31 protein-coding genes and 1 pseudogene are annotated in these 26,717 nt (G+C 50.5%); 13 read left to right on the top strand and 19 right to left on the bottom strand.

Annotation, left to right across the window (positions count from 1 at the left end; translation table 11 throughout):
• Nucleotides 1–21: 21 nt before the first annotated feature.
• Nucleotides 22–2,058, bottom strand: a complete 2,037-nt coding sequence (locus GN208_RS14055; RefSeq protein ID WP_243828449.1) for a S9 family peptidase — start codon at nt 2,056–2,058, stop codon at nt 22–24.
• A gap of 152 nt (nt 2,059–2,210) precedes the next feature.
• On the opposite strand from GN208_RS14055, the gene GN208_RS14050 reads away from it, so the two are divergent.
• Entirely contained in the window at nt 2,211–2,759 is a 549-nt protein-coding gene (locus GN208_RS14050; RefSeq protein ID WP_015422667.1) for an NAD(P)H-dependent oxidoreductase, read from the top strand.
• An 18-nt stretch (nt 2,760–2,777) separates the two neighbouring features.
• Here the strand turns inward: GN208_RS14050 and GN208_RS14045 are convergent, their stop codons facing one another.
• Nucleotides 2,778–3,584, bottom strand: a complete 807-nt coding sequence (locus GN208_RS14045) for an MBL fold metallo-hydrolase (protein ID WP_004237408.1) — start codon at nt 3,582–3,584, stop codon at nt 2,778–2,780.
• A gap of 191 nt (nt 3,585–3,775) precedes the next feature.
• Between GN208_RS14045 and GN208_RS14040 the strand changes: the two genes are divergently transcribed.
• The 4 genes from GN208_RS14040 (at nt 3,776) to GN208_RS14025 (ending at nt 7,055) form a co-directional block, all read left to right on the top strand.
• Nucleotides 3,776–4,234, top strand: a complete 459-nt coding sequence (locus tag GN208_RS14040; protein WP_004237409.1) for a DUF6097 family protein — start codon at nt 3,776–3,778, stop codon at nt 4,232–4,234.
• Nucleotides 4,235–4,362: 128 nt separating this feature from the next.
• On the top strand, nt 4,363–5,028 hold the full coding sequence (locus GN208_RS14035) for a response regulator (RefSeq protein WP_004239617.1): 666 nt from the start codon (nt 4,363–4,365) through the stop codon (nt 5,026–5,028).
• Nucleotides 5,029–6,447 carry an ATP-binding protein gene (locus GN208_RS14030; protein ID WP_015422665.1) on the top strand — a complete coding sequence of 473 codons (1,419 nt, stop codon included), beginning with the start codon at nt 5,029–5,031 and terminating at the stop codon, nt 6,445–6,447.
• Between the two features lie 35 nt (nt 6,448–6,482).
• Complete coding sequence (locus GN208_RS14025) at nt 6,483–7,055, top strand: cysteine hydrolase (RefSeq protein ID WP_004237412.1); 573 nt, start codon at nt 6,483–6,485, stop codon at nt 7,053–7,055.
• A 42-nt stretch (nt 7,056–7,097) separates the two neighbouring features.
• Here GN208_RS14025 and GN208_RS14020 read toward each other — a convergent pair whose 3' ends face one another.
• Together GN208_RS14020 and GN208_RS14015 are read right to left on the bottom strand one after the other, a co-directional pair.
• Nucleotides 7,098–7,424: an AzlD domain-containing protein gene (locus GN208_RS14020; RefSeq protein ID WP_004237413.1), complete on the bottom strand. Its 327-nt coding sequence runs from the start codon at nt 7,422–7,424 to the stop codon at nt 7,098–7,100.
• On the bottom strand, nt 7,424–8,086 hold the full coding sequence (locus GN208_RS14015; protein WP_004237414.1) for an AzlC family ABC transporter permease: 663 nt from the start codon (nt 8,084–8,086) through the stop codon (nt 7,424–7,426). The genes GN208_RS14020 and GN208_RS14015 overlap by 1 nt, the downstream gene beginning before the upstream one ends.
• Before the next feature lie 106 nt (nt 8,087–8,192).
• Here GN208_RS14015 and GN208_RS14010 point away from each other — a divergent pair, with 106 nt between their 5' ends.
• The 3 genes from GN208_RS14010 (at nt 8,193) to GN208_RS14000 (ending at nt 10,949) form a co-directional block, all read left to right on the top strand.
• Complete coding sequence (locus GN208_RS14010; protein WP_015422664.1) at nt 8,193–8,750, top strand: XRE family transcriptional regulator; 558 nt, start codon at nt 8,193–8,195, stop codon at nt 8,748–8,750.
• A gap of 143 nt (nt 8,751–8,893) precedes the next feature.
• Nucleotides 8,894–9,466: an HdeD family acid-resistance protein gene (locus GN208_RS14005; protein ID WP_004237416.1), complete on the top strand. Its 573-nt coding sequence runs from the start codon at nt 8,894–8,896 to the stop codon at nt 9,464–9,466.
• A 199-nt stretch (nt 9,467–9,665) separates the two neighbouring features.
• Nucleotides 9,666–10,949, top strand: coding sequence for a mechanosensitive ion channel domain-containing protein (locus GN208_RS14000; protein ID WP_004237418.1), 1,284 nt, complete (start codon nt 9,666–9,668; stop codon nt 10,947–10,949).
• On the opposite strand, the gene GN208_RS13995 is transcribed toward GN208_RS14000, so the two are convergent.
• A complete protein-coding gene (locus tag GN208_RS13995) occupies nt 10,926–11,462 on the bottom strand; it encodes a DUF924 family protein (RefSeq protein WP_032098766.1) in 537 nt (178 codons plus the stop codon). The genes GN208_RS14000 and GN208_RS13995 overlap by 24 nt on opposite strands.
• 128 nt (nt 11,463–11,590) lie before the next feature.
• On the opposite strand from GN208_RS13995, the gene yddG reads away from it, so the two are divergent.
• Nucleotides 11,591–12,484 (top strand): aromatic amino acid DMT transporter YddG, encoded by an 894-nt coding sequence (gene yddG / locus GN208_RS13990; RefSeq protein WP_279577444.1) that lies wholly within the window; start codon nt 11,591–11,593, stop codon nt 12,482–12,484.
• Between the two features lie 81 nt (nt 12,485–12,565).
• Nucleotides 12,566–13,690, top strand: a complete 1,125-nt coding sequence (locus tag GN208_RS13985; RefSeq protein WP_004237421.1) for a glycosyltransferase family 9 protein — start codon at nt 12,566–12,568, stop codon at nt 13,688–13,690.
• Between the two features lie 276 nt (nt 13,691–13,966).
• Here the strand turns inward: GN208_RS13985 and GN208_RS13980 are convergent, their stop codons facing one another.
• Nucleotides 13,967–14,245 carry a DUF6694 family lipoprotein gene (locus tag GN208_RS13980; protein ID WP_004237422.1) on the bottom strand — a complete coding sequence of 93 codons (279 nt, stop codon included), beginning with the start codon at nt 14,243–14,245 and terminating at the stop codon, nt 13,967–13,969.
• Between the two features lie 212 nt (nt 14,246–14,457).
• On the opposite strand from GN208_RS13980, the gene GN208_RS13975 reads away from it, so the two are divergent.
• The 3 genes from GN208_RS13975 to osmB all read left to right on the top strand — a co-directional run bounded on the left by GN208_RS13975 (nt 14,458) and on the right by osmB (nt 16,131).
• Complete coding sequence (locus GN208_RS13975; protein WP_004237424.1) at nt 14,458–15,357, top strand: helix-turn-helix domain-containing protein; 900 nt, start codon at nt 14,458–14,460, stop codon at nt 15,355–15,357.
• Between the two features lie 267 nt (nt 15,358–15,624).
• The gene (locus GN208_RS13970) at nt 15,625–15,801 is read left to right on the top strand and encodes a hypothetical protein (RefSeq protein ID WP_243828448.1); all 177 of its coding nucleotides are present in this window, start codon (nt 15,625–15,627) and stop codon (nt 15,799–15,801) included.
• A gap of 111 nt (nt 15,802–15,912) precedes the next feature.
• Complete coding sequence (gene osmB / locus GN208_RS13965; RefSeq protein WP_004237426.1) at nt 15,913–16,131, top strand: osmotically-inducible lipoprotein OsmB; 219 nt, start codon at nt 15,913–15,915, stop codon at nt 16,129–16,131.
• Between the two features lie 29 nt (nt 16,132–16,160).
• Here osmB and GN208_RS13960 read toward each other — a convergent pair whose 3' ends face one another.
• From GN208_RS13960 to GN208_RS13900, 13 genes and pseudogenes are all read right to left on the bottom strand, one after another.
• Nucleotides 16,161–16,754 carry a DUF1287 domain-containing protein gene (locus tag GN208_RS13960; RefSeq protein WP_015422662.1) on the bottom strand — a complete coding sequence of 198 codons (594 nt, stop codon included), beginning with the start codon at nt 16,752–16,754 and terminating at the stop codon, nt 16,161–16,163.
• Nucleotides 16,755–16,772: 18 nt separating this feature from the next.
• A complete protein-coding gene (locus tag GN208_RS13955; RefSeq protein ID WP_225310084.1) occupies nt 16,773–17,030 on the bottom strand; it encodes a hypothetical protein in 258 nt (85 codons plus the stop codon).
• Nucleotides 17,031–17,483: 453 nt separating this feature from the next.
• Nucleotides 17,484–17,753, bottom strand: coding sequence for a hypothetical protein (locus tag GN208_RS13950; RefSeq protein ID WP_004237430.1), 270 nt, complete (start codon nt 17,751–17,753; stop codon nt 17,484–17,486).
• A gap of 470 nt (nt 17,754–18,223) precedes the next feature.
• Nucleotides 18,224–18,850 carry a tail assembly chaperone gene (locus GN208_RS13945; RefSeq protein ID WP_004237433.1) on the bottom strand — a complete coding sequence of 209 codons (627 nt, stop codon included), beginning with the start codon at nt 18,848–18,850 and terminating at the stop codon, nt 18,224–18,226.
• 1 nt (nt 18,851) lies between these two features.
• The gene (locus GN208_RS13940) at nt 18,852–20,198 is read right to left on the bottom strand and encodes a phage tail protein (RefSeq protein WP_004237434.1); all 1,347 of its coding nucleotides are present in this window, start codon (nt 20,196–20,198) and stop codon (nt 18,852–18,854) included.
• A gap of 5 nt (nt 20,199–20,203) precedes the next feature.
• Nucleotides 20,204–20,866, bottom strand: coding sequence for a DUF2612 domain-containing protein (locus tag GN208_RS13935; RefSeq protein ID WP_004237438.1), 663 nt, complete (start codon nt 20,864–20,866; stop codon nt 20,204–20,206).
• A pseudogene (locus GN208_RS13930) lies at nt 20,863–22,050 on the bottom strand (baseplate J/gp47 family protein). The gene GN208_RS13935 and the pseudogene GN208_RS13930 overlap by 4 nt, the downstream one beginning before the upstream one ends.
• Nucleotides 22,043–22,387 (bottom strand): hypothetical protein, encoded by a 345-nt coding sequence (locus tag GN208_RS13925; RefSeq protein ID WP_004237440.1) that lies wholly within the window; start codon nt 22,385–22,387, stop codon nt 22,043–22,045. Before GN208_RS13925 ends, GN208_RS13930 begins: the two are co-directional and overlap by 8 nt.
• Nucleotides 22,384–23,076: a Gp138 family membrane-puncturing spike protein gene (locus GN208_RS13920; RefSeq protein ID WP_004237442.1), complete on the bottom strand. Its 693-nt coding sequence runs from the start codon at nt 23,074–23,076 to the stop codon at nt 22,384–22,386. The genes GN208_RS13925 and GN208_RS13920 overlap by 4 nt, the downstream gene beginning before the upstream one ends.
• A 16-nt stretch (nt 23,077–23,092) precedes the next feature.
• The gene (locus GN208_RS13915) at nt 23,093–23,908 is read right to left on the bottom strand and encodes a hypothetical protein (protein ID WP_243828451.1); all 816 of its coding nucleotides are present in this window, start codon (nt 23,906–23,908) and stop codon (nt 23,093–23,095) included.
• Complete coding sequence (locus GN208_RS13910) at nt 23,901–24,194, bottom strand: hypothetical protein (protein WP_004237445.1); 294 nt, start codon at nt 24,192–24,194, stop codon at nt 23,901–23,903. The genes GN208_RS13915 and GN208_RS13910 overlap by 8 nt, the downstream gene beginning before the upstream one ends.
• Nucleotides 24,191–24,730 (bottom strand): phage baseplate protein, encoded by a 540-nt coding sequence (locus tag GN208_RS13905; protein ID WP_004237446.1) that lies wholly within the window; start codon nt 24,728–24,730, stop codon nt 24,191–24,193. Before GN208_RS13905 ends, GN208_RS13910 begins: the two co-directional genes overlap by 4 nt.
• Complete coding sequence (locus GN208_RS13900) at nt 24,727–26,697, bottom strand: hypothetical protein (protein WP_004237447.1); 1,971 nt, start codon at nt 26,695–26,697, stop codon at nt 24,727–24,729. The genes GN208_RS13905 and GN208_RS13900 overlap by 4 nt, the downstream gene beginning before the upstream one ends.
• Between the last annotated feature and the right edge of the window lie 20 nt (nt 26,698–26,717).

Raw genomic sequence — 26,717 nt, 5'->3', positions numbered from 1 at the left:
GTCACACATTAAGTGACAGTGTCACGAAGCCTGCTGTTCATCCACCATCAGCAGGAACACATAACCGAGCGCCACATCCCACAAATAGTTGAACCGCCCTGACTTACCGCCGTGCCCCGCTTCCATGTCAGTATAGAGCAGCAGCAGATTATCATCCGTCTTCAGCTTCCGCAGTTTTGCCACCCATTTTGCAGGTTCCCAGTACTGAACCTGAGAATCATGCAGGCCGCTGGTCACCAGCATATTCGGGTAGGCTTTCGCCTCAATGTTGTCATACGGGCTGTAGGCGCGGATATCCCGGTAAGCTGATTCATTTTCCGGGTTGCCCCACTCGTCATATTCGCCGGTGGTCAGCGGAATGGACGGATCCGACATGGTAGTCAGTGCATCCACAAACGGTACCTGTGTCACGATACCGCGATACAGCTCCGGCGCCTGATTAATCACCGCTCCCATCAGCAAGCCGCCTGCACTGCCGCCGGTAGCGTAGATCCGGTTTTCCGCACCATAACGCCGGGCAATCAGTTCGCGAGTCACATCCACAAAATCATTAAAACTGTTGATTTTATGCTGCATCTTTCCGGCATTGTACCAGCGTTTACCCAACTCACCGCCGCCGCGGATATGCGCCTGAGCATAAACAAAACCGCGATCCAGCAGGCTCAGCCGGTTGGCGTCGAAATCCGGATCCATACTGGCACCATACGCGCCATAACCTTCAATCAGCAGCGGATTGAATCCCTGCTGATAGTGATCTTTATGCCAGACCAGCGAAACCGGTACCTGCACGCCGTCACGGGCAGTGATCCAAATTCGTTCACTGTGATAATTATCCCGCTGAAAACCGTTTACCTGCGCCTGTTTCAGCAGCATCCGTTCCCCGCTGACCATATCCAGCTCATACACCGATGCCGGTGTGGTCATCGAGGTATAACCGTAGCGCAGCAGCTGACTGTCCGGCTCCGGGTTCAGCCCGAGCCACGCGCAGTAAGCACCGTCATCAAACGCAACCTGTGTTTCTTTCCCGCTCTGCCGGTGAATAATACGGATTTGCGGCAGTGCGGCGTGGCGTTCCTGTAATACCAGCCAGTCACGGAACAGCGTGAAATCTTCCAGGTCGGTATCCGGCTGCGGCGCAATCAGTGTTTGCCACGGATTTTCCGGTGCATTCGTCTGGTAGAGGCCAAACAGTTCGTTTTCATGGTCAGAGCGGATATAAAACTGACCATCCAGATGATCGACGTGATACTCACGCCCGTCCTGACGCGGCGAGAAACAGACCGGCGGCTGTAATGGATCATTGGCATTGATAAGCTGAACTTCGGAGGTTACCGGGCTGTGACAACCGATAAAAATCCACTCACGGGAGGATGACAGGGATAACCCGGTATAAAAACGGTCATCGTCCTCGCGGTATACCAGTTCATCCTGTGTGGTATCTGTGCCGAAACGGTGGCGATATACCTCGAACGGCAGCAATGTCTGCGGATCCTGACGAACATAAAACAGAACCGAACCATCGGCTGACCAGACCAGATCGTCGGCCACTTCTGTCAGCACTGATTCCTGCCAGTGATTATCGGTCAGATCACGGTAAGCCACCTGATATTCACGGCGGCCGACTTTATCCTCAGCAATCGCAATACGGCGGTTATCCGCACTGACCGCCAGAGACACCAGCTCATAATAGGCCAGCCCCTGTGCCCGTTCATTGCCGTCCGCCAGCACTTCCCACTGGCCGCTAATTATTTTACGCCGCTCATACAGCGGATACTCTTTGCCCGCCTCAAACCGGGTGCGGTAAACATAACCGTTGTAACTGTATGGCGCAGATTCATCCGCCTGCGGCATGCGGGCGACCATCTCCTCATACAGCGCTTCGCGCAGCGGCTCTGCGGACTGCAATTTCTGCTGTGTATAGCGGTTTTCATCCGTCAGATACTGAATCACCTGCGGATCACTGCGGGTATCATCCCGCAGCCAGTAATAGTTATCCGTCCGGGTTTCACCATGTGCAGTGAACTGTACCGGGCGTTCCGGGGCTTGCGGGATAGTCATTCCGGCTCCTGATAAGATCTTTTTTTGTTGTGATGTCATAGAAATTTACTAAATTTTGCTCTCTGTTCCGCGATTCCGCACTATGATAGTAACGTTTTCATTTGTTTTATTGCTTGTTCATCACCGGGTTTTCACCGGTTCAGGAGGTTACAATGAAACAGTACCGCGTTGCTGTTGTTGTCGGTTCACTGCGTGAGCAGAGTTACAACCGTCAGCTGGCGCATGCTCTGGTCTCTCTTTTCCCTGCACACATTCAGTGCGAATTTGTCAGTATCGGTTCACTGCCGCTCTATAATCAGGACTGTGACGCACAGCCGCCTGCTGAGGTGCTGGCATTCAAACAGCAGATTTCACAGGCTGACGGCGTAATTTTTGTTACGCCGGAGTATAACCGTTCTATCCCGGGTGTGCTGAAAAACGCACTGGATCAGGGCTCCCGTCCGTGGGGACAAAACAGCTGGGATAACAAACCGGCCGCTGTAATCGGTACCTCTGCCGGGGCGATGGGTACCGCGATGGCACAGCAGCATCTGCGCAATGTGCTGGCATTCCTGAATATGCCGACACTTAATCAGCCGGAGATGTACCTGCAATGGTATGACGGCATGATCGGCGAAAACGGTAAATTCAGTGAAAAAACCGGTGCGTTTGTGCAGAAATGGGCAGATGCGTATGTCCGTTTCCTGGAAGCGCACGGCTGATAACCCCGCCGGGCAGACTCAGCGGAATGTCAGCTGCTGCCCGGTATTAAAATCGTCCGCATTCAGGGCATTGCGCCCTCTGGCACCGGTACAGTGACAGCCGTACACCCGGGTTTGCGGATCCACGGCCTCCTGTGCGCGGCGCAGTGCTGCCGGTGTTGCTCGGCGCAGATGCAGCCCGCCGACCACCGCCTGCACCGGTGCATTATCTGTCAGGGCACGCGCATGCTGTATCACCGATTCAATACCTGAATGGCTGCATCCGGTGATAATCACAATCCTCTCCTCCCCGCGCCAGATCAGAAAACTGTCGTCACGCACATAATCTGCCTCACCGTTACTGAGCAGTACCCCGTAACGGCGCACCACGGCCCGCTGCGTGATTTCTCCGGCGAACAGAAAGCGGGATGAGATAGAATACGGTTTTTCCGTCAGCACGAACTGATAGTCACGGCGCAGTGTTTCTTCACAAAATAACGGAGATAACCGCTTGAATTTCAGCGGGTAACTGCCCAGCCACAATGCGGCGCGGCGCGGCTCGAAAATATGCGGGTGTGCAATCACCTTCAGCGCCGACGGCAGATTATGCCGTTCCGTACGGGTTAATCCGCCGAAATGGTCATAATGACCGTGAGACAACACCACCGCATCAATATTTTCCAGTGAAATCCCCAGTGCCTGTGCATTGCGGATATAGGTATCATCCGCGCCCGTATCAAACAGCAGCGAGGTTTCCCCGTCGTCCAGCAACAGGCTGAGACCAGGGTGAGAATCCAGTTTCGGGTCAGTATTCGTATTTTCCAGTAGTGCGGTGATGCGTAACATGGATGATAATCCCTGAAAGATAAATGTATTCTGCCGTTATATATAACACAGTGTTTTCCGCTATAACGTATCTGTATTGTACCGCAGAGTGCAGATTATGATTTAATTCAGGTAATGTTAATAAATCAGCATGACCCGGCTGTAAAATTGTTAAATAATAGCCGGCCGACACAGACTTTCAGGAGTTCCGCATGGGAATTATTACCGCTTTTGCAAAAAGCATCGATAACAGTCAGCTTTTACGCCTTTTGCATCAGCAAATAGAAAAACAGGATGCGCCGGTAGCCTGCCGTGACGATCTGGACGATCAGCTCACCGATATCGCCGCCTATATGCACGATGAACATTATCCCGCCCTGGCAAAACGCCGCAAAAAGGTGAATATGCTGACCGGGTTACTCGCCCTGCCGGTATTACTCTTCTCCCTGCTGCTGTTTTCACAGAAGATTATTGATGCCCTGTCACTGAATATCGACATCAGCTATTTATCCCTGACCCTGCTGGATTACAGCCTGACCTATATCTGGGCAGTGTTTATTTATGCCGCCGTGTTGTTCGGCACCATTTTTTATTTTTATTTCCTGCAAAAACAGACAGAAAAATATGCCGGTCATCTGATTGATGATTTTATAAACCGGATATCACATTAAGCGGGATTGATTAAGGGTACATTAAGCCCCGTTGCCACAATAATTTGCCTGCGTTGTCACAGTAATCGTCAATGCTATACTGCAATCCGCTTTTACAGAGAGCCCGCTTTTACAGAAAGAGAGGAAACGTGCAAATTCTATTAGTCGAAGACGATTTACAATTAGGTAAAGCACTGTGCCGGGGACTGGAACTGGCCGGTTTTCGTGTGTGCTGGCTGCGTTTACTGGCCGATGCCCGTAAGCGGCTGACAGAACAGCATTTTGACCTGATGCTGCTGGATCTGGGGTTACCGGACGGCGACGGGTTTGACTCTCTGGTGGAGTGGCGCAACAGCGGGGAGCAAATCCCGATTATTATTATGACCGCCCGCAATCAGCGTGATCATCTGGTCAATTCCCTCGATTCAGGGGCGGATGATTTTATTTCCAAACCGGTTGAACTGCCGGAATTAATTTCCCGCGTTAAAGCGGTTTCCCGCCGTATTGCCGGTTTTTCCTCACAGTTATGGAAAGTGGATAATATCACCCTTAACCCGATGAACCATCAGGTGACACTGAATGACGAGTTATTACTGCTCTCCGGCAAAGAGTATCAGCTGTTATATGAATTAATGCGCAATACCGGTAATGTGGTGCGCAAGCATGAGCTGGAGCAGCGTTTATTCGGGCTGGACGATAAAATCGAAAGTAATTCCCTGGAAGTGCATATCCATAATCTGCGCCGCAAAATCGGTAAAGAGAAAGTGATTACCGTCCGCGGAATTGGTTATCTGCTGAAAAAGGACAGCGAATAAGTGAGAATCCGCTCATTCTTTGTTTATACCGTTCTCCTTCAGACCTTCTCAATGCTCCTGCTGTGGGGCGTCTGGATAGCCTGGCTGAAATACGCTTATCTGCCCGGTTTAAGTGAAGATTTTAATGCCCAGCAGATGGTGATTGCCCGTGGTGTCTCTGACACACTGCGGGAAACCCCCACGGATTCCGCCACCTTCCCGCAGATTGCCCGTGCCCTGGAGAGTATGTACGCCAATGCGATGAAAAGCGGCCTGGAAGAGGAAAATTATGATCCGCTGGTCGCTATTCTGCACAGTACAACGGGCGAAGTGCTGTACAGTAATAAACCGGATGTTCATATTCCGCTGAAACCAGACGGAATCGAGCGTTTCACCGAGGACGGCGAAACCTGGTATCTTGCTTATAATACCGACCCGGATATGCAGCGCACTGCGGTTATCGGGGAATCCGGCACCGACCGCCATATGCTGATCGGCGACCCGGCAACCGGCACCGCCGTTCCGCTGCTGTTTATTCTCGGCACCATGCTCTCATCCACGATTATCACCACCTATCTCAGTCTGCGCCCGCTGCGTGAAACCACCCGCAGTATCGCCACCCGTAACCCCGGCAACCTGACACCCATCAGCATGAAATATCAGTACAATGAAATGCGTCCGGTACTGCATGCCATTAACCAGCTGATGCAGCGGGTGGATGCCGCCAATCTGCGGGAAAAACAGTTTATGGCGGATGCCGCTCATGAACTGCGTACGCCGATTGCCGCCGTACTGGCACAAATTCATCTGCTCAAACAGATTGATGACCCGGCGGAGCGCAACGAAATCACTGCGGATATGGAAATCAGTCTGGATCGCGCGGTATCACTGTCACGGCAGCTGATTGATCTGGCCCGGCTGGAAACGGAAGATTATCCGCTGAAAATGGAAGAGATCGACCTGACCCAGGCACTGAGCCACACCATTGCCATGCTGGTGCCCTACGCCCTGCGCAAAAATATTGAGTTTTCCTTCGACGGTCCGGAAAGCTGCATTGTTGTCACCGATAAACAGGCGCTGTTCTCCATCATCAACAATATTCTGAATAATGCGGTGAAATACTGCCCGCCGGACAGCCAGGCCGAAGTCTCGCTGGACACCGGCAATCCGGATGAAGTGCAGATTATTATCCGCGACAACGGCAACGGCATCAGTGAGCAGTACCGCCACCGCCTGTTCTCTCGCTTTTTCCGTGTGCCGGGCTGCAGTGAAAACGGCAGCGGTCTCGGCCTTGCCATTGCACAGAATCTGGCGGAAAAAATCGGCGGTTATCTCTCCGTCACCGAAGGATTGCAGCAGCGCGGTATCGGGTTTGTGATCCACATTCCGGCAAAAAACCGTGAAATTTCCGCTGCTTCCCATGACAGTTCTGAAACATAAGGCTATGCTGAAAAAAGTCAGAACAGGAGGGACAGATGAAACAGGCACTGATTATTATCGACCTTATTAATGACATTACCGGCAAACACGGGCTTTCCAACGCCTGCCATGACCAGACTGCCGCCCGTAATCTGATTGCAGCCACACGGGAAACCGCCCGTCAGGCGCGGCAGCGGGATATTCCCGTGGTATGGGTGCGGGTCGGGTTTGCGGATGACTGGCATGATATCCCCGCCGGATCACCGATGTTTCAGCGGGCAAAAGAGATTGGTGCCCTGAAACTGAGCGGCAGCGGTTGTGACTGGGCAGACGGTACGGATGTGCAGAAAGAGGATGTCTGTTTTGTGAAGAAAGGCGTTAGTGCCTTTGCAGGAAATGATTTGCTGATCTGGCTGCGTAAAGCCGGGATTGAACACCTTGTTCTGGCCGGTGTCAGCACGGTGATGGCAATTCAGAGCACCGCGCGTTATGCCCACGACAGCGGGTTTTATGTCTCGGTAGCGGAGGATTTGTGTGCCGCACCGACAGCGGAGTTGCACCAGATAAGTCTGGAGATGCTCCGCCCGATGGCTGCTATCACCACATCCGCCGCCTGGCTGGCACAATAATCTTTTATCATCCGCGCAGTGATGCTGCGCGGGTCTCTCTGTTTACCACAGCGACAGCAGATAACGCAGCAGTGCGGTCACAATCGCAGCGGCCAGCACAATCACCAGAAACGGCTTTTTATACCACGTCAGTATTCCCGCAACCGCCACTCCGGCCATTTTCGGCCAGTCTGATAATTCCTGTCCGCTGAAAATCGTCATCGTTACCGCCACAGCAAACAGAATGACAATCGCCCCCGTGGAAAGCAGATTTTTAACGTGTGACGACACCGAGAAACGCCCGCTGAGCAGCGCCCCGGACGCCCGCATGGCATACGTACCGACCGCCAGCAGCGCGATCCCCGTCAGAATGGATAATGTATCCGGCATTACGCTCTCCTCAGGCTGACCACCAGCCCCAGCAGTGATAACAGCACCGGGATCCCCGGCGGTAAAAATGGCGTTGCCGCCAGGGCAATCACCGCTCCCAGCAGAGCAGCGCGGCGTGTTTTCGCCTCACGCAGTGCAGGCAGACACAATGCCAGGATAATCGCCGGGAACATGGCATCCAGCCCCAGCGCTTTGGTATCCACAATAAAGGTACCGAGAAACTCACCGATAATCGTCCCCAGCGGCCAGCACAGAAAAATTCCCAGCCCGCACAGCCAGAATGCGGCTTTCTGTTTGTCCTTCTGTTTTTCCGCCAGACCGAACACCACACTCTCATCATTAAGAATATGGAAGCCCAACAGTTTTTTCGGGCCTTTACCGGCAAGGTCGTGCACCGCAAGGCTGAACGGCACATGACGGGCATTCACCAGCAACCCGGCCAGCGCCGCAGACACCGGACTGCCGCCGGCCGCCACAACGCCGATAAACAGAAACTCTGACGCCCCTGCCAGCACAACCAGGGACAGTGTCAGCGGTACCCAGAGCGGAAAACCGTTGGCATGCGCCAGCGCCCCGTAGGAAACGCCGACAATTAAATCCGCCACACAAACCAGCAAAATATTGCGGATCATGGCATTATCGAGTGGAATAGCGAGTTTCATTGCGATAGACTTATAAATTGAACGATACGTTCATTATGTCGAACGCTTTGAATTACGCAAGTGTTAATTCCGGGTTATTTCCGTTAACCAGCAGAGAGTGTATTTTATGGATTCACCTATCACCCCGCCCCTGCAGATCATGGCTGTCAGGCTGACCGAAGAGCGTCAGCGCCAGGGACGTTCCATCGCTGATGTCGCGCGCAGTGCCGGTATTGCAAAATCCACACTGTCACAGCTGGAATCGGCACAGGGAAACCCGGGAATCGAAACACTGTGGTCGCTCTGTGTGGCACTGAATATCCCGTTTGCCAGTCTGTTTGAAACCCCGAAAAGCCGGGTAACCGTTTTGCGGCGCGGGGAAGGTATTCAGGTCAGTGCCGAGAATGCGTATTACCACGCTTTTCTGCTCTCTTCCGCTTCTGCGGTTAACCGCCGTGACCTGTACACCATCACCGCGCAGCCCGGCAAAGACCGCGTGTCTGAGCCGCATATGGCACAGGTTACCGAACATATCCTGCTGATGACCGGCAGTGCTGTTGTCGGTACCCTTGATGAACCCGCCACACTTTTGCCCGGCGACTATATTTCCTACCCCGGCGATGTCCCGCATATTTTTAAGGCGCTGGAGCCCGATACCACGGCAGTCATGATTATTGAGCACTGATTTTACGCATTTGGTATTCACAAATACTTACTTATCGCAAATAATGTAAAGTGAAGTTTATCATTTCGGGTATATTCCGCATCCGGTATCAGGCTGCCCTGCATGCTCTGATGCCGCTGTAACGGGCTTACTAAGGAAAAACCATGCTTGATTTTAATCGTCAGAATTTAACTCATATGACAGCCGACGCCCTGAAGAAACAACGGGGCTACCTGTGGATCATCGCCATTCTCCTGCTGGCCGGTGGTGTGGCCTGTCTGATGAACCCGCTGATATCCGGTGTGACTCTCAGCTATATTATCGGGGGGCTTCTCCTGATAAACGGGATCTCCATGTTATTTGTGACACTCAGCAGCCGGCTCTACAGCGGCGGCAGTAAGCTGTTTTCCGTTCTGGTTGCGGTCGCCTATCTCCTTCTGGGTTATGTGTTCCTGACCGAACCGCTCACCGGGATGCTCAGCCTCGCTATTCTGCTCGCCATTCTGTTTATTGCCGGCGGGATCCTGCGTCTGGGTTCTGGTCTGCGTCAGATGTCTCAGGCGCGCGGCTGGCTGAACATTATCATCGGCCTGCTCGATCTGTTTATCGCTTACCTGCTGGTCGGTAACGGCCCGATTGTGTCTGTCACCCTGATTGCGACTCTGGTCGGTATTGAACTGCTGTTCAGCTCTTTTGGTCTGATCGCCGTCGCTTCTGCCCTGAAAAAGAATAATTAACCGCATCCGGTGGCGCGGGCAAATAATTTGCCGCGCCACATCCCCCTTTTTTCTTTTTTTTTTCGCTTTTCCCGTATCTTTACATACCCTTTCAGTACCCGTGCCTGAAAAATGGTACAGTATTCAATGTGATCCCATTTTTAACATTTTGCTGCTCACTAAGGAGTCTGTAAAAACCACGTCACAGGAGACATTTTTTATGGAGCAACAACTGCGGTTATGGCTGCAACAACAATTTGAACTCAGTAATGACTACGCCTCATGGGCGGCCATTACCGGGGTTATTGTCCTTATTCTGGCTATCGCTGTTATTCTGCATCTTACCCTGCACAAAGGCCTTCTGCCGTATATTGAACGCCGCACCGGTGGTGCTCAGCGTCCGTGGGGCGCGTTAATTACCCGCACCCGGCTGTTTAACCGGTTTGCCTTTCTGATTCAGGGGATAGTGTTTAATATCCAGGCGCTGATCTGGCTGGGACGCGGCTCTGCCGCACAGGAGATCCTCACGACCGGCGCACAGGCATGGTGTCTGTTGTTCGGCATGCTGCTGCTGTTTTCCGTGATGGACATTCTTCAGAACCTCTCCCGCCATACCCCGTCTCTGAGCCGCCTTCCGCTGCGCGGCGTGATGCAGAGCCTGAAACTGATTATCGCGGTGCTCTTCAGTATCCTGATTATTTCGCTGCTGATAGGAAAATCCCCGCTGATTTTACTGAGCGGACTCGGTGCCATGACCGCGGTGCTGATGCTGGTCTTTAAAGACCCGATCATGGGCCTAGTGGCCGGTATTCAGTTGTCGGTCAATGATATGCTTAATGTCGGGGACTGGCTGGAGATGCCGAAATACGGCGCGGACGGTGCTGTGACGGATATCGGGCTGACGACGGTCAAAGTGCAGAACTGGGATAATACCATTACCACTATCCCGACTTACGCCCTGATTTCCGATTCCTTCAAAAACTGGCAGGGAATGACGGCATCCGGCGGACGGCGTATCAAACGCAGCATGAACCTGGATACCACCAGCATCCGTTTTCTGACTGATGAAGAGATCAGCCGGCTGCGGCAATCAAACCTGATAGCCGGGTATATCGATGCCAAATTACAGGAAATCGCAGAATACAATGCGCAGGAACCCGGAGATACCCTGCTCAACCAGCGGCGGCTGACCAATATCGGGACATTCCGTGCGTATGCGGAGGCGTACATCAAAGCCAGTCCGCATATTCACAAGAAGATGACGACCATGGTGCGCCAGCTGGCACCGACACCGGACGGGCTGCCGGTGGAAATCTACGCCTTCACCAATGTGACGGCGTGGATAAGCTATGAGCAAATCCAGTCCGATATTTTTGATCACCTGTTTGCGATCCTGCCGCAATTCTGGCTGCGGGTGCATCAGACACCAACGGGCTTTGATATGCGCGGTATTGCCGCGCATTTCGCCCGTGAGTGTGAATCAGAACGCCGAGCCGGGCTGTAACAGAAACTCCGCCTCTTCCGGGGTGGAGTTCCGCCCCAGAATCTCATTGCGGTGCGGGTAGCGGCCGAAGCGGTCAATGATCGCTTTGTGCCGCCGCTCAAAATCCTCAGTGCTCTCATCAAGCCCTTTAAACAACTGTTCCGCCTGCTGATGGATCAGTGCGGATTCTGAATGCATATACGGCATCAGCACAAACTTGCGCTGAACCGGGGGCAGTTGCAGATAATCCGGTGTTTTCACTGCTTCCTGTGCCAGCACCAGCGCCATCGGGTCCTGTGCAAATGACCGCGCGTCACCGCGCCAGAGGTTACGGGAAAACTGATCCAGCACGAGGATCTCCGCCAGACGTCCGCCGATGTGTGCCCGCCAGCTGGAACATTCTCCGGCAGCTGCCTGCTCCCATACCTTAAGAAAACGGCGGCGGATCAGGTCATCAAACTGTGTGTCTTTCTTAAACCATTGTTCCGGTGTGGCTTCATTAAACCAAAAATCCAGAATCTGTTGTGCTTCCATCGTCAGGCTCCTTATCAGTCCGGCCATGAGGATCTCTCCCTTTGCCCGGCGGTCATATCACGGTATGCTGGGAAATCATTATTAGTTTAACGCATATATTGTCAATTATTTATCACAGGCCGATATTCATGGGAAAACTGTCCGCACACACCGCCACATTTTACGGCGTTCTGGCCATTCTGTTCTGGAGTACTATTGTCGGATTAATCAAACGGGTCAGTGAGGATTTCGGGCCTGCTTTCGGTGCGGCACTGATATACACCCTGGGCTCAGTGATGTTACTGCTGGTGACCGGATTTCCGGCCATCCGCCGCTGGCCGCGCCGCTATCTTATCTGGGGCACGCTGTTGTTCGTCAGTTATGAGATCTGCTTTATTCTGGCGCTCGGTTTTTCTCAGAACCGTCAGCAGGCGATTGAACTGGGTATGGTGAATTACCTGTGGCCTTCCCTGACTGTCGGACTGGCTGTACTCATGGGCGGGCAGCGTCTGCGCCTGCCGCTGATAGCCGGTCTGGTGCTGGCGGTGCTCGGTATCAGCCGGGTGATTGGCGGAGAGAACGGGTTATCCCTCAGCTCTGTCGCCGCCAACGTCGCACTTAATCCGCTGAGTTACGGCCTGGCGTTTGCCGGTGCGGTGATCTGGGCCTTCTACAGTAATTTATCACGCAGGCTGGCGGATGGTAATAACGGCATTACCCTGTTTTTTATCATCACCGCCCTGATGCTGTGGGTGGTAACCGCCTTTGACGACATCACACTGCCCGCTGAATTTTCCGTGTCGACCGTTGGTTTTCTGATTGCCGCTGCGGCACTGTCCTGTGCCGCAAATGCACTCTGGACCATCGCGGTACTGCGCGGTAATGTTGCCCTGATAGGCACGCTCTCTTATTTTACCCCGGTACTTTCCACCGCATTTTCCGCATTATTACTCAGCACCGCCCTCTCCTTTGCATTCTGGCAGGGGGTACTGATGGTCACCGGTGGTTCCTTATTATGCTGGCTCGCCACCCGCCGGAAATAACATGAAAATGAACCGGCGGATTTCCGGCGGAATATGCTAAATTAGCGCCATGCTATTATTGGTCGCTTTTCAGGAAATACGATGTCCAAAAAACTTAAACATAAACTGGTTAATTTATTCTTACAGATTTATACGCGCCGCCGTGATTTTTCGCACTCCGTCGCTGCCTTTAAACAGCTGAAGACTATCGACTTCCGGAATATTGTTATTTATTCGACAACGGCACTCGGGGATTTTCTGATGAATACCCCGGCGATTCATGAAGTCAGAAAACGTTTTCCTGATGCCAGAATTACCGTTGTTTCCGGCAATAAAATGGCACCTTATATCCGCACTGGTATCGGTAAGGACTGGGACGATGTGGTGTGCTGGAACAGCAAAGTCAATACCGTACTGAAACTGGTCAGGGATTTAAAAGCGCACGGAACACCGGATCTGGTTCTGATTATGCACTCACATAACCCGTATGATTATCTGAGCGCAGTCATGACCGGGGCACCGTTTGTTTTCCGCTGTAATCATCCGACAAACCCGTATATGGAGCGCTGGCTGACAAACTCGACCCGCTTTGCACACCGCCATTCAGTACAGGTCCGCCTTGATCTGATCACTCCGCTCGGCTGCCGGTTTACCGAAAAAAGTGTTGAGATGCGGGTACCGTGTGAGGTCACAAAAGTACCGTCACCGGTAAGACGGGTTGGTTTTCAGATGGGCGCTTCCAGTGAGGAACGACGCTGGCCGGTTGAGAATTTTGTCACACTCGCACGCACTCTGCTTACCCGGTACCGTGACCTGAATATTGTTCTGGTCGGCGCGCCGAATGAAATTCGCCTGTCCGATGAGTTTCTCAGTTTACTTGAGCCGGAATTTCACAACCGGATTGAGCCTCTGATCGGTAAAACCACCGTCGAAGAATTAACACAAATCGTAAATAACCTTGATCTTCTGGTCACAAATGACACCGGAACCATGCATCTGGCATTTGCGTTAAAAGTCCCCAGTGTCAGCATGCATGTCAGCACCTGCCCGCAATTCACCGGCCCTTATCAGGACTATGAATTACATGAAATTATTTCCGGGTTTGCCTCAAAATTACTACTGGAAGAGGGAGAGCATGAAATGGCCTCAATTTCTGCGGATACAGTAATTGAAGCAACCGTTAAATCATTATCTGCGCGGGGAATATTGCCGGCATCAGAGGAATAACGCTGCGGAATAATCCTGAGTAAAAGCACGGTCTCACACCCGGCCGTAAAATACAGTAGACTGACAGAAAAAGGAGGATCTATGTCAGAGAATATGCAGAAGCCGAAAATGACACAGGAAGAAGAGGACGAAATTGAGTCCCTGACAAAAAGCCTTGTCATGCGGGATAAGATGAAACTGCCGGGAACGTCTTAAATTCCACCGCGATGCAGCCAGAAACCGTTAACCGTAAAACTAAGCCTGCCGGCAGCAGATAAACCGGCAGGCTGAAAAGGGTTATTTTGCCATTTCAATAATTTCTTTTGCTGTTTTACCCTGTAATTTTTCTTTCAGCAATGCCATCATTTTTTCTTCATCGCCACCGCTGGCAAAAGCCACCTGGAAGCTGATTTTAGTAATAGCGCCTTTCAGCTCACGGGATTGCTCCGGGCTCAGATCTTTTTCCATTTTTGCAATGGATTCCTGTGCTGCCTGCTGAGAAGACATATCCAGTGTTGCATCACCACAAGCGGTAAGAGCAAAAGAGAGCGCGATAACTGCCAGTAATTTTTTCATTTTCCACCTCGTTAATAATATCTGCGGTATTTTACATTGCCGGACAGATAAAACCATGTTTATTACAGGCAGAATTAACCGTTTATTTATACAGTTATAACCATGTTTGCCCGCCCTGTGAAAACGGGAAATTTATTTGTTATTGTAAATCAGCTGTTTTTCAATACCGGTGCCGATATAATACCTCCGTCTGAGAAATACACGGAAAAGCTATGTTTAACGAATGCGTTGTTGATGAAATTTTAAACTGGATAGAAAATAATCTTGAGTCTGATCTTTCATTAGAAGCCGTTGCCGGGAAAGCCGGATATTCCAAATGGCATTTTCAGCGTATTTTCAAACAACAGACCGGCTATACCCTGGCAAATTATGTCCGTGCACGGCGTTTATCCTGTGCGGCCATCGCCCTGCGCCTGCTACCGCTCAACCTGATGCATTTATCCATGAAGTACCGCTTTGATTCACAACAGACATTCTGCCGTGCCTTCAAACAACATTTTGGTATTACCCCGTCAGGATACCGTAAAAAAAGCGGCTGGCAGCCGGGAGGCTTTGTACTGCCGAAACGTTATGCCGGAAAACTGCACTCCTCGGTTGAGATGACGACATTGCCGGAAAAAGTGCTGACCGGGACTTCGAATGTGTATCAGGCGGCATCGGATACCTGGAATATGAACCTGCCAAAGCTGCGCAAATATTACTGGCAGCCTTTTTTACAGCGGCTGACCGCTTTACCGGAGGCGGTTTATGCCATACACGGTGTCAGTAAATCTGCCGGGGACACTTTCTCAATGTATTATGCCACCCTGGCCGAAGCACACTGCCTGAAAAATACGATGCCGCAGGATATTGTTTATACGCCCGGACATGCCCATTACTTAAAAATTATTTTTACCGGTGATTTTTCAGATATTGATTTTCAGGATATTACTTATGATATCTATAATAATATTCTGCCGGAACTGAATATAATCCGCCATCCGGAGCATCCGGATACGGAAGAGTACATATTTCAGGAAAACATCACTGAATTAAACCCGGAAAACCCGAAACTGGCAGTCCGGGTGATTAATTATTACATCCCTGTTATGACTGATGCAGCAGGCTGGTGATCATTATCGGCCGGGACTATGCTGTTGCGGCCATTTTGTTCTGATCCCTGCTGTGCAATAACTCCCTGCATATATTCCAATCGTAGTTTATCTTATCTGCCCGTATATTATTCTGATAGTTGTCTTAAAATAACAAAATCAGGAATTGACTGTTATTTATTCTCTGTTTTTACACATGAACCGGTTACTATGAAAAGGAGTATCTTCTGATTTGCGGAGGTAACCGATGTCATCATATGCAGAACATATCACCACGGTGCACATTCAGTGCGATGCGGAAGAAGCGCTGCTGCCGACACATCCTTTCACTGCTGTTTCGCCGCTATTGAGGATGAAGCCGAAGTCACGGCGCATAATGGCCGGATTGAACATCTCAGTAATGCCATCAACTCCACTTACGGTATTTTATATTGCCATCTGTCGTTTAAGCCATTAGCGGTATAGCTGATATCAGGTAATGTACCGGGATTGTTACGTATTTCCCGATTATTCTGATACAGACGATTCCCGAACAGGTCTATGTTGTAACACGCCTATTGTTCAGGAGTTTATGAGATGAAAATGAATATTAAGAGAGTAAGCACAGTGACTTTATCCGCAGTCCTGCTGATTGCTGTAGCCGGTTGTTCAAATATGTCGAAACGTGACCGGAATACTGCTATCGGAGCCGGTGTCGGTGCTGTTGGTGGTGCAATCCTGACCGACGGCAGCGCACTCGGAACCGTCGGCGGTGCGGCAATCGGCGGCCTTATCGGACACCAGGTGAAAAAATAATTTCCGGAGCCGGCATACCGCCGGCTCTTTCATTCTTTCCCGGCTTTATACCGGTAATGCCCGGTGATTTTCCAGCTGAACAGCACATCCTCACTGACCTGTCCGCCGCCGATATTATGCATGACCAGCGGATTTCCGCTGAACAGCGCAGTTTTACCGATCACAATACCGATATGCGGACGACCATTATCCAGCTGCCAGGTCACAATGTCACCAGCCACATAATCCGCCGCGTTTTGTGTGATCGGTTTGGTTTCTCCTTTCCGGCTGAAAAAAACCATCAGATTGGGCACTCTGCGGTGATCAATATTTGTATCCGGCCGTGTCTGTCCCCACAATTTACGGCCCGGGTAGAGAGAAAACGCCGTTTTGATATCTTCATGCACCTCTTTTTGCAGATCGATACCTATTTTCCGGTAACTGCGGATCACCACATCCGAACATACCCCTTTCCGGGGTGAAACATCCCCGCCGGGATAGGCGATTTTTTCATAGGACGGATCATACAACACCAGCCGGTCAAGCTGCTGAGCCGCCTGATTCAGCGTTCCCGCACCGTAACCGGCGGGTATTATGGCGACAGACAACAAAGCAGCACATATTCCGGCAATATAATGACGCATCATTTCCTCCGTAACCGCTCAGAAAATCCCGTCCCTGCCCCAGATGTAACGTAATACCCCGGCAGCATCCCGCGGACTGAGCTGTAATATATTCTGATACAGCGCTGATTTTATTTCACAGGCCAGTATGGCATCCTTTTCCAGGGTTTCGGCTTCCTCTTCATCTAGCAAATCACCATAGGTATGGCGCAGCCGGAGAAAGATACCGGTATATAATGCGTCAGTTTCTGCCTGAGATAAACCCGGCATTGTTTCTTTTGCGGGTAAAAATGTCATGACAGCTCCGTTATCCGGCTCTGCAGGGTAAATGAAGCTGAAACAAAGCAACCCAGAGGGATCTTTATCCATCGCGCTGTTAAACAATGCCTGCCGGTTTTCTGCATATTGCAGTATCATTTCATCCGGCGTTTGCTGCAGCAGTACTTTTCGATCGTCTGTATTACTCATATAAATCATACGGTAAAAATTCCGCAGTTTAATACCGGATAAAAGAGAATTCCGTCCTGATATATTGCTGTGCATTGTTTCTGCCGCAACCGCTTTTGGTGACAGAAAAAAATAAGAAGAAAAAACAGAAAGAAGGCAGAAAAATACACTGTAATACGTAAACGGGGCATTACAGTAAACAGCAGAAAAACCCCCGGCACCGGAGCGGAATGTCCGGATAAAATGCCGGGCAGCATCTGCGCTGTCATATCAGCAGGTTACCCGGCTCATTCCAGTACCAGCTTATCCGGCCCGTTCAGCCCAGACATTATATTCTCTGACCAGCGCCATGACTTCATTATTGGAATCTTTCATTTCCCGCATATGCGCCTGAAGCTTTTTCAAATCACCGGGAAATTCCCGCTGAATTTCCTGTGTTTTTATCCGCAGACGCTGCATTTCTTTATTTCGTCTTTCCAGCGCCGCCATCAGCATATCTCTGATTTGATTACACTGCGCAATAGCTTCAAAATCGAATTCTGAATACGCCCGCATATCGTCGTTGTCAGTCATAAAAGCATTACCCTTATCTGCAATATACTGAACACCGATTATAGCGTTTTACCGCCGTGATTGTCCCCGTACCTTGTGGCAGGTAAAAATATTACCGTCTCTTTATCCGGCAGAATATTTTCACCAGCAGTCAGATTCACTGGTTACGCATGAGGTGATTAAATTGCCATGGTTCACCGTCTAATCTCTTCATGGATATGATCCCGTATTTACTTAATAATGAAAAGATGCATTTTCAAAGTATCAGTGCTCCGAAAATAGTTATCATTTATTTCAATGTATTCAGAAAAGCCGGATCCTCCTTTTATCCATAGGATTCTTACATGGTATTAATACTAACAGCATTAAATATAAAATTAAAAAATGTTATAAGGCTACTCTCATGTATAGGACACATAAAAGTCTAATCATTCTACTTAATTACTCTTTTCATTAAGAAGCGGCAGATTAAACCGCCGCTTCTGATATTATCAATCCACCGAATCCGGAAAAACAGGCCATGTTGTAGCGATACCTGCTGATGTATCAGTATCAGTGACTTCTATACTAAAAATTTCCCATTTTGTCAGCTTAACCTGATCTTCAGCAGTTGCCATCCCCAGGCGTATTTTTCTCTCAAGCATAACAATCATCTGTTCTGCTTCAGACAGCAAGGATTGTTTTCGACTATTCGCTATGGTGATTTCATGTTTTAATTTTTCGGACTCATCTGTGACCCACTCCTCACCATTCCATTTATCAAAAGGTGTCAGTGGTTCACGTAATGTCAGATTTTCTGGTAAAGTACCAAACATACTTATTTGAATTTTTTCTTTCGTAATTTTGTCATAACCAGTTTTACCTCTGTGATCTTCAGTATGCACCCAATGTTTACCATCTTCACTGCGAACAACTGCAAATCCGGGAGCAGGTATTACTGGTTTATCCAAATAAACATCGGCTTTTAAACTAAATCCTAACGGAACTTCATCCTGGCTTTTGCCGGTATATTCTCTTGTAAGGGGATGACAACAATAAACCTCCGCCCATCCGGGAGTGATTGCCAGGCCATTCTTGTCAAATTTTGCGTACTGAATTTTTGTATTGTATTCTGCCATTTTAAATAACCCTTGTAATATAAATAACCGCTTTATTTACCGGTCTGAATTCATGAGCTGTCCTTACTTGCCGGGAAGCATCAAAAGAGTACGAAATTGAGTTTGCATTGGCACCAGCAGCACGTCCGCCTTTATTTACTGAATGCCGGAATACTCCTTCTGAGAAATCACCGCCTTCAATTGTCGGGTTACCAAAATTCCCGGTTAAATTTTGCATTGCATCATTTTGAAAACTCCCGAGTTTTCGTCCGGAATCATATCCTCTCCCATTGTCTAATGCGCGTTTAAAAAGTCCTCTGTCATCAGGGAGTTTCAGATCCGGAAAAACTTTGGCAAGCATTGGGTATAAAGATGCATTAAACTCGCGACCATCATTTATTAAAAACCCGTCAGGAATGGCTACTGCTGACTGCCATTCAATAGTGGCGCCAATAGGAATACCGACAATCTTATCCTCATTTACTGCCCCATTATTATTTAAATATCTAACTGTCAGCCCTGCTTTATGGTCAATATATAGCTGCGCTGTATCAGACCCTCCGCTTCCTGATGATATTGAAAACCCTTTGATATATTTAACACTCACTCCGCCTGAAAAAACCCCATTGAAACCGCGTTCCGGCATTGTTGTAATATCACTAAAAACATAATAATTCCCCGCCGGTTGGTAGTTTCCCTTCGGCTGAAATTTTTCACTCAAACCGAGATTATTGATAAATTCGCTTTTATCCGGTATATCCGCACCATTTTTATCTTTAGCTAGTTTTCCGTTACTCTCTGTTTTAGTTGCATAATCACCAACCGGTTGTTTACCTGCCAACCCGTTAATCAATTCAGATTTAGTGGCATAATTACCTTTCGGTTGGAAATTAGTATCAGATTCCGCTTTGGAATAACTGTAACCTTCCGGCAGATAATTACCCGCAGGCTGGAATTTCTGATCAGACTCACCTTTGCTGTAAGCGCCCACCTCTCCGGCGGTCAAATCTGCTTTCAGTTCTGCCCATGCCGTTCCGGCAACCGGTTCGGTGGTGTTATTTTCAATTTTTGACTGCCAGGTTTTATTTTTGTGGTACACAATACTGCGGACAGCATACGGTTTACCGGCCTCCTGCCAGACCGGCACTCCGAAGGACTGCATTTCGCCGACCGCTTCCGTGATATCGTGGAACAGGCTGTTCATCTTCTCACGTTCAATATCTTTGGCAGCCGGATCTGTGGCCTGGTCCCGCTCGTAGTCATACCCGTAGCCCTGGGTATAGGAAACCGCGCCATCGGCCCGGACTTCATCAGGAATAGCAGCGCGGTCCCCTTGTGTTGCAAAGGGGACTTTAAATAATTTAGTCATACGTTTTATGCTCCGAAGTTACTGCTCAGGAAGTTTTTCCGGTTTTCACCATGACCAAAGGCTTTTTTGGTCACAATCCGGTATTTGACGCCGACACCGGACGGGCGCGGCATAAGATCGAAGTTCTCCAGCAGAACGCGCAGGCGTTCATCCGGATTAAAATTAAACACGTAATACAGATAGGTCATATCCAGCGGATCGAGCACAAATACCCTGCTGTCTTTATTGCCGAAAAACCGTTCAAGGAATTCATTAATATTGCTGACAGTCGGGCTTTGCGTCAGATTGAAATAACGCATACGGATAATCAGCCGTTTTTGTTCCTGTGTCAGTGACAGTGTGTAATCACTGTTACGCCGGAAATTCGCCCTGAAATTGGCCTTTTTATTACCAAAACCGGTACCGATTTTTGTTTTATCATGCGGCGGAATATCCACCCCGAGCGGCACATCCAGGATCCGCGCCCAGATACCGAGGCCAAAATCAGTGGCGGTATCGATATTAAACACATCGTTGTACCAGTTCTGCCAGAAGCTGACGGTCGCCCGCTCAAACCAGTCCAATTTATGGCGGGCCAGCGCTTTCAGGTTTTCCGCCTCTTCGTACTGCCATAACAGTGCCCGCAGCAGATCTGAATGAAATGAAAACGACTGGATGGAGTCTGTCATACAAACACCACCTGAACCGCACTGCGGTTAATTTTGGCAACTTCCGTCAGTTTTACCGGATAAATATCCGGTGACCAGTGTGTGCCGTCTGCGGATAATTCAATACGGTTGATAAACAGCCGCGGCTCAGCGGCGTTAATGCCGGCAGAAATCTCAAACGGTGAAACTTCCCGCCCGCCCCCCAGCCAGCCATCCCCCCCGGTATCGCCGTTTGCCCAGGCTTCCACCGCCGCCGGGATAAGCGTTTGTGCATCCAGGGTGGTTTTTTTGACCGTCACACGACAAAACAGCACCACTTCTTTTGCGCGATCGAATTTTACCGTGTAAACCTGCCCGCTGACCGGCTCCGTCACCTCAACCTCCTCACTGCCGTTATAGGCGGCACCGATGGTTTTGGTCCGCAGCAGTGCGGCAGCAATTTACTGACTCTCCCCGCCCTCGACGCAGACATACACACTGTGCGGTACAAGCGTGATACCGTTCGCTGCCATCGGGGTATTGGTATAATTTTCCCGGTATGCCAGAGAGCGGACACCTTCCAGTTCATACAACGCGGAAGTCATGGCCTCACCGACACTGACCGTATTTTTTGCCAGTGTCAGTTTACGGCGGCGGCGGGACTGTAAATCAGACTCCGCAATCCGGCCGGTAACCGCACCGGTCGGGTTAGTCACCGTCTCCCATCCGAGAACAGAACTGGCCACCGTCATCATCTGCCCGGCCGGACACTCCACGGGACCGGTTTCAACTGCACGCATATCGCCGCTGACAGTCCCGTTTTTACCGATAATCAGCGATTTTGTGGTGAAAAACGTGTCACCGGCCAGTGTTTCTGCCTGTGCCCCTTTCGGAATGATAGTGCCCGGCACACCGCCGAACTGTACCTGCGTCAGAATCGAGCGGGTGGCATCCCGGCGCTCCCCTCCCATCAGTGCCCAGATAGCATCCAGAAACACGCCTCCGGCAAGATCCGGGTTTATCTGATTTGCCAGTTCCGCATTATTACGCACAATGGCATCACGATTCTCTGTTTCCATCGTGATCAGCACCCCCTGCGGGGTTTCCGGCGAAATATCCAGATCCTGACCAAACACCGCCTTAAACTCATTTTCAACGGCTGTGCGCTGCTCAGCAGTATCCGGGATAATCACGCCGGATGAGGTAATATAGTTATATTCAGCCATTTAACCTGATACTCCCGTATTCAGTTTGTAAAACAGCGGTATAGCTCAGATTGTTATCTTTCAGGACGGCCGCGAATGAAATCACTTCTGTGACCTGCGGGATCTCCCCTATCCGTTCACGGAATGCGGTTTCAAACACCGGCAGATCCGCCTGCCGTCCGAACGTGGTTTTCCAATACGGAATGCCCTTGTCCTGCTTATGCAGCATTTCGCCGCGCAGTGCTTTGATATACTGAGCACAGCTGTTTTTTACTGCCTGTTCATCGCGGGCGATGGCGAGATTACCGTCTCCCCCGGTGAACAGATCATTATTTTCACTGACATCAAATGTCATCATAGCGGTTCTCCTGAATCCTCATGTCCGCGCTGAATACCGCTGTGTTTGTGGGTTGAACCGATGTCTTTGCCGTTATGTTTCAGGGTGCCGCCCGCCGCATTACTGTCACCATTCACAGCGTGATTACCATTAATAGTCACATTCCCGGTATAAATGGTTTCCGGTGCATTAACCTCAAACAACGGTGTATCCAGTACGGCTTTATCCCCGTGCAGCGATAAACACACAGCACCATCCGCAGACTGCACCACCAGGGCATCCGTATTTTTGCCGTCGATTACCCAGCCTTTGAGTGTATCGGGAAAAAACATGGCATCACTGAATGTGTGCAGACGTGCGGTATTGGGTTCGTCTTCCAGTCCGCCGCGCTGGAAAATCAGGCTGATATCCCGGTCATTGGCTTTCAGCCAGCCGAAATCCCCCGGTTTTACCGGCATACGGATAAAAAAACCGCCGCCGCCGAAACGAAACACCGGAATATTAGCCAGCGCACCGCGCCCGACTTTCTTTCCGGCGGTCGTCACCATCATCACCAGCGGTTTCACCACGGCCCGGTTGCTCGTGTCGTCATAACTGACCACCGTGGCCGGCAGCATATCGTCAATATTCATCAGCAGACTGCGGAACGCAGCCGCAAACTGCCCGGCCAGACTGCCTTCACTGGCCATATCACTGTTAGGTTTATTCATTGCTTTGCCCGTGTCGTCAGGCCCGTTTGCAGGTTGCCGTATAAAAAAAGGCATCCTCATGTGAGGCGATATCGAATTTCAGCTGCTCGATGATGTAATCCCCGTTCAGCGAAGGGTTGAATTTGCTGTTCAGCCGCAGCATACCGCCGAGGCAGGATTCACCGTCGATCAGATATGACACTTCAAGCCCTTTCTCTGTCGCTTTCGGGATCCCGATCATGCCGGTTTTCTGACTCAGAATACGCAGTTTGCCGGACAGCGCTTTATCCCTGTCTTTCACATACAGCACATCGTCATCAATAAAGGCTTTCACATTCCCGGCGTCCTGCAGCCGCTCAATCTGCTTCAGCGCGGGACCGCAAAAATACCAGTTAGCGACATTTTTATCGGTCGCCTGGAAATCCAGTGAAACATGGCAGTCTTTTGCGATTTTTGCAGCGATCTCACTCATTTTTGACATCGCCTGCCCCCCGGAAGTCACAATATCGCGGGTGCCGGCATTGCCGGTTTTGGCTTTCAGCGTCAGTGTCACATCCGGCGGTGACGCAATTTCCGCGCTGACAATATCGCCGGTAAAGATGCGGAATACGCCGGTACTGCGCCGCCCGGCTTCCAGAATGATCCGGGGTGGTGTTTTGCTCTCCGTAAAGGGACTGGTTTCCGTCAGCAGCATGTTGCGGGTTTGTGTATTCAGGCCATCAATGCTGAATGAACAGTCATTCTGTAACGGATTGGCGTATTTCGTGCCCGAAGCATGCATACGCATGCCCTCATACCATTGCAGACGGCCGTTAACCTCGATGGCGCAGCGGATCCTGCGTAAGTCAATCATCATCCCCCCGCCAGACCAGTGTCTGTGTTTTTCCGAACTGTTCCCACCAGGGCAATGCGTCCCCGCCGGTCAGTAACGTAAAATTGCCGCCTGACGTAAGATAGCGGTACGGGATCAGCGGCTGATCCGGCAGCATCCGCATCCCCTGCACAACAATCTCATCATCGCAGCGGATATCACAGCACATCACTCCGTGCGCGGTTTTGATTGTCAGTTCCCATTCCTGTTCATTCAGCGTGACCCGCAGGCGCTGATTCGGCACGGTATTCAGTGGTATAATTTTCATTTGCCCCCCGGTTTACCGGCAGCCCCGCCGGCAAGTTTTACGGCAACAGAACTTTTTTTCGCCGGTGGCGGTGCCGCCGTCTGAGCCTGCACTTTGCCGCTGTTCACTGTGCTGCTCTGTTTTTTCTTCACCACCTTGCGCGGCGGTAGTTCGCCGTATTCCGGTTCAATCACCCGCCACTCGGTAAAGGTCAGCGAGAGGCTGAGACCATCAGCCATTTCCGGATTTTCATCATGGGTAAAAGAGGTGATCAGCATCGGCCCGTAGGCTCTCACCCTGGTCTGAATACACACCAGCTTGTGATAGTCATACGCCTGCTGCATTGCCTTAAACTCATCTTCTGTTTCGCCGGTGAGCATTAAATCCATACTGATAGTTACCGCATTAACCACGACATGATCACTGCGGGTTTCACCGGATTCCACCTGAAACGATGTGGCTTTATGGGTATCAGAGACTGTCAGTTTTACCGGGCTTGCTGAATCAAACAGCGTGGCAAATGAGTTCACATCAAAGATTTTGACTTCTGTTATCATTTCTCCATCCCCGAATTATATTCATGTCCCATATTTTCGATGTGCTGCCGCAGCACCTCAACGATATCCGCCGCAATAGTCTGCGGATCACCGTCTTTGGCAACGATACTGACCTCACCGACAGAGATAATATTTTCATTGCTGACCGCAGACTGATTACTGATCGTTCCGCTGGTCAGGGATGCCATCGGGTTAGCCGCCAGCGTGGTGACATGGCCGGTGATTTGTCCGGCAAGTTTCAGTGTTTCCTCTTCACTGAGAGACGGGGTTTCCGGGATGCTGTACTCCAGTTTGCCCTTCGTGGTCACGGTACGGTTAACGTTCTGTTCAATCTCTGCCGAATCCCCCATACCGACCCAGCCTTTCACTGTACTCCAGCCCTCTTTGACCAGATCCATCCCTTTACTGATCCAGCCGAGGATCTCCTCAATCTGCTCCCACAGCCATGTGAAGATACCAACAACCGCATCTGACACGGTATCAAAGACCGCTTCAAATTCAGCGCCCCAGGCCATCACCCCCTGAATACTGGCAGTCAGCCAGTCAATAAACTCATTGAGTGCCGTGTTCATGGTGTTGTAAGCCGCGACGACAATATCCGCCACAACGCCAATCACCGACATAATGAAGTCAAACAGGACGACAAACGCCTCCCACACCGTGAGAATGACCGCTTTCAGTCCCGGATAGCTGTCGAGTATCCGTCCGATCATCGAGTCGTTACCGTCGATGAAATTCATGATGTCGTCATACACCAGCGCAAAAACCGCCGCCAGCAGAAGGATCCCCGCCACCACCGCCATAACCGGCAGCATGGCGGTCCATGTACTGATCTGTGCCAGTTTCATAGCGTGAACATATTTGCCTGTCACGACGGTGGCCACCGCGATAAAAAAGCCGGTGACAAAATTTTTGTTTTCTTTCGCAAAAACAACGATTTTTTCCAGCCAGTCCAGCCCCTGAGCCAGCGCCGGGATCAGCATACCCATCAGACTGTTTTTCAGGAGACCGGCGGATTGTTCCAGGCTCAGCATGGCATTGTTAAAACTGATGGATTGCTCAATACTCTCGCGGGTGATACCGCCATAGTCTTTCTGTGTTTCCATCATCCGGGATAACTCTTCCCGCCCTTTCATCAGCATCTCAACAGTGCCGTTATCCTCAACACCCAGTCCGCCGAGTGTCTTTTTGGCCTCACTGAATGACATGCCCTGCACTTTATCCGCAGTCTGTAACACCTTTTCCATCGAATCCCCGGCAAAACCGAATGATTTTGCCATCGCGGATAAATCGGCCTGTGCGGCACTGCGGGTTCCGCCGAGAGCAGCGACCGAGCCGGAAAACGCATCCACATCCTGCGTGGTGATATTGATTTCTCTGCCCAGTTTATCAATGGATTCAATTTCAGCGGCGCGGGCTGTCGCATCACTGATAAGTCCGGTGATTGTCGTTGAAATACCGGCGAAATTAAGGGATTTTTCCGCCAGTGCCGCAACGTTATCAAATGCACTTTGCCAGGCGGCATCCGAATCACGGAGAGCGCTCTGTACTTTTTTCTGGGCACTTATTTCTGCCGCCGCTGCCGCCTCGCCGGTGCGCCGGGTTTCAGAGATGCTGTTCTGCAGGTCATCATAATTCTGCTTCAGCGCCTTAAATACAGCGTCAGATTCCCCGCCGGTAAACTGTACCAGCGAGGTCACAATGGCACTCAGTTTCGTACTCATTTCACCGGTCTGTTTTGTCACTTCCCCGGCATTACTCTCAAACTCAATATACTGTCCGCCGCTTACCTGCTCCTGCCACGGCCACATCTCTTTCAGCAGGCTGCCGAACGTCAGCGTGTTTTGCTGCGCCTGTTTTATATCGTCAACGATGTCATCCGTGGAACGCCGGAGATTATCAAGTGCGCCGTTTGTCTGACTGATATCAGATTCAATTAACTGAACAAAGGTTTCCGTCAGAGACATTATCTATCCTTTAAAGCGGC

Source organism: Morganella sp. HSTU-ASny43, from assembly GCF_022819185.1.
Lineage (GTDB): Bacteria > Pseudomonadota > Gammaproteobacteria > Enterobacterales > Enterobacteriaceae > Morganella > Morganella morganii.
Note: the sequence above shows the minus strand (reverse complement) of the source record. Positions and strands in the feature narration are given on the sequence as shown.

Bases quoted from the DNA above. Each gene is read 5' to 3' on its own strand.
- GN208_RS13925 (WP_004237440.1), bottom strand. From the start codon at position 22,387: ATGATGACATTTGATGTCAGTGAAAATAATGATCTGTTCACCGGGGGA.
- GN208_RS14015 (WP_004237414.1), bottom strand. From the start codon at position 8,086: ATGAAACTCGCTATTCCACTCGATAATGCCATGATCCGCAATATTTTG.
- GN208_RS13975 (WP_004237424.1), top strand. From the start codon at position 14,458: ATGTTTAACGAATGCGTTGTTGATGAAATTTTAAACTGGATAGAAAAT.
- GN208_RS14010 (WP_015422664.1), top strand. From the start codon at position 8,193: ATGGATTCACCTATCACCCCGCCCCTGCAGATCATGGCTGTCAGGCTG.
- GN208_RS14040 (WP_004237409.1), top strand. From the start codon at position 3,776: ATGGGAATTATTACCGCTTTTGCAAAAAGCATCGATAACAGTCAGCTT.
- GN208_RS14025 (WP_004237412.1), top strand. From the start codon at position 6,483: ATGAAACAGGCACTGATTATTATCGACCTTATTAATGACATTACCGGC.
- GN208_RS13980 (WP_004237422.1), bottom strand. From the start codon at position 14,245: ATGAAAAAATTACTGGCAGTTATCGCGCTCTCTTTTGCTCTTACCGCT.
- GN208_RS13910 (WP_004237445.1), bottom strand. From the start codon at position 24,194: ATGAAAATTATACCACTGAATACCGTGCCGAATCAGCGCCTGCGGGTC.
- GN208_RS13955 (WP_225310084.1), bottom strand. From the start codon at position 17,030: ATGACATTTTTACCCGCAAAAGAAACAATGCCGGGTTTATCTCAGGCA.
- GN208_RS13995 (WP_032098766.1), bottom strand. From the start codon at position 11,462: ATGGAAGCACAACAGATTCTGGATTTTTGGTTTAATGAAGCCACACCG.
- yddG (WP_279577444.1), top strand. From the start codon at position 11,591: ATGGGAAAACTGTCCGCACACACCGCCACATTTTACGGCGTTCTGGCC.
- GN208_RS13905 (WP_004237446.1), bottom strand. From the start codon at position 24,730: ATGATAACAGAAGTCAAAATCTTTGATGTGAACTCATTTGCCACGCTG.
- GN208_RS13920 (WP_004237442.1), bottom strand. From the start codon at position 23,076: ATGAATAAACCTAACAGTGATATGGCCAGTGAAGGCAGTCTGGCCGGG.
- GN208_RS13945 (WP_004237433.1), bottom strand. From the start codon at position 18,850: ATGGCAGAATACAATACAAAAATTCAGTACGCAAAATTTGACAAGAAT.
- GN208_RS13985 (WP_004237421.1), top strand. From the start codon at position 12,566: ATGTCCAAAAAACTTAAACATAAACTGGTTAATTTATTCTTACAGATT.
- GN208_RS14045 (WP_004237408.1), bottom strand. From the start codon at position 3,584: ATGTTACGCATCACCGCACTACTGGAAAATACGAATACTGACCCGAAA.
- GN208_RS13915 (WP_243828451.1), bottom strand. From the start codon at position 23,908: ATGATTGACTTACGCAGGATCCGCTGCGCCATCGAGGTTAACGGCCGT.
- osmB (WP_004237426.1), top strand. From the start codon at position 15,913: ATGAAAATGAATATTAAGAGAGTAAGCACAGTGACTTTATCCGCAGTC.
- GN208_RS14050 (WP_015422667.1), top strand. From the start codon at position 2,211: ATGAAACAGTACCGCGTTGCTGTTGTTGTCGGTTCACTGCGTGAGCAG.
- GN208_RS13940 (WP_004237434.1), bottom strand. From the start codon at position 20,198: ATGACTAAATTATTTAAAGTCCCCTTTGCAACACAAGGGGACCGCGCT.
- GN208_RS13950 (WP_004237430.1), bottom strand. From the start codon at position 17,753: ATGACTGACAACGACGATATGCGGGCGTATTCAGAATTCGATTTTGAA.
- GN208_RS13900 (WP_004237447.1), bottom strand. From the start codon at position 26,697: ATGTCTCTGACGGAAACCTTTGTTCAGTTAATTGAATCTGATATCAGT.
- GN208_RS13935 (WP_004237438.1), bottom strand. From the start codon at position 20,866: ATGACAGACTCCATCCAGTCGTTTTCATTTCATTCAGATCTGCTGCGG.
- GN208_RS13960 (WP_015422662.1), bottom strand. From the start codon at position 16,754: ATGCGTCATTATATTGCCGGAATATGTGCTGCTTTGTTGTCTGTCGCC.
- GN208_RS14055 (WP_243828449.1), bottom strand. From the start codon at position 2,058: ATGACTATCCCGCAAGCCCCGGAACGCCCGGTACAGTTCACTGCACAT.
- GN208_RS14020 (WP_004237413.1), bottom strand. From the start codon at position 7,424: ATGCCGGATACATTATCCATTCTGACGGGGATCGCGCTGCTGGCGGTC.
- GN208_RS14005 (WP_004237416.1), top strand. From the start codon at position 8,894: ATGCTTGATTTTAATCGTCAGAATTTAACTCATATGACAGCCGACGCC.
- GN208_RS14000 (WP_004237418.1), top strand. From the start codon at position 9,666: ATGGAGCAACAACTGCGGTTATGGCTGCAACAACAATTTGAACTCAGT.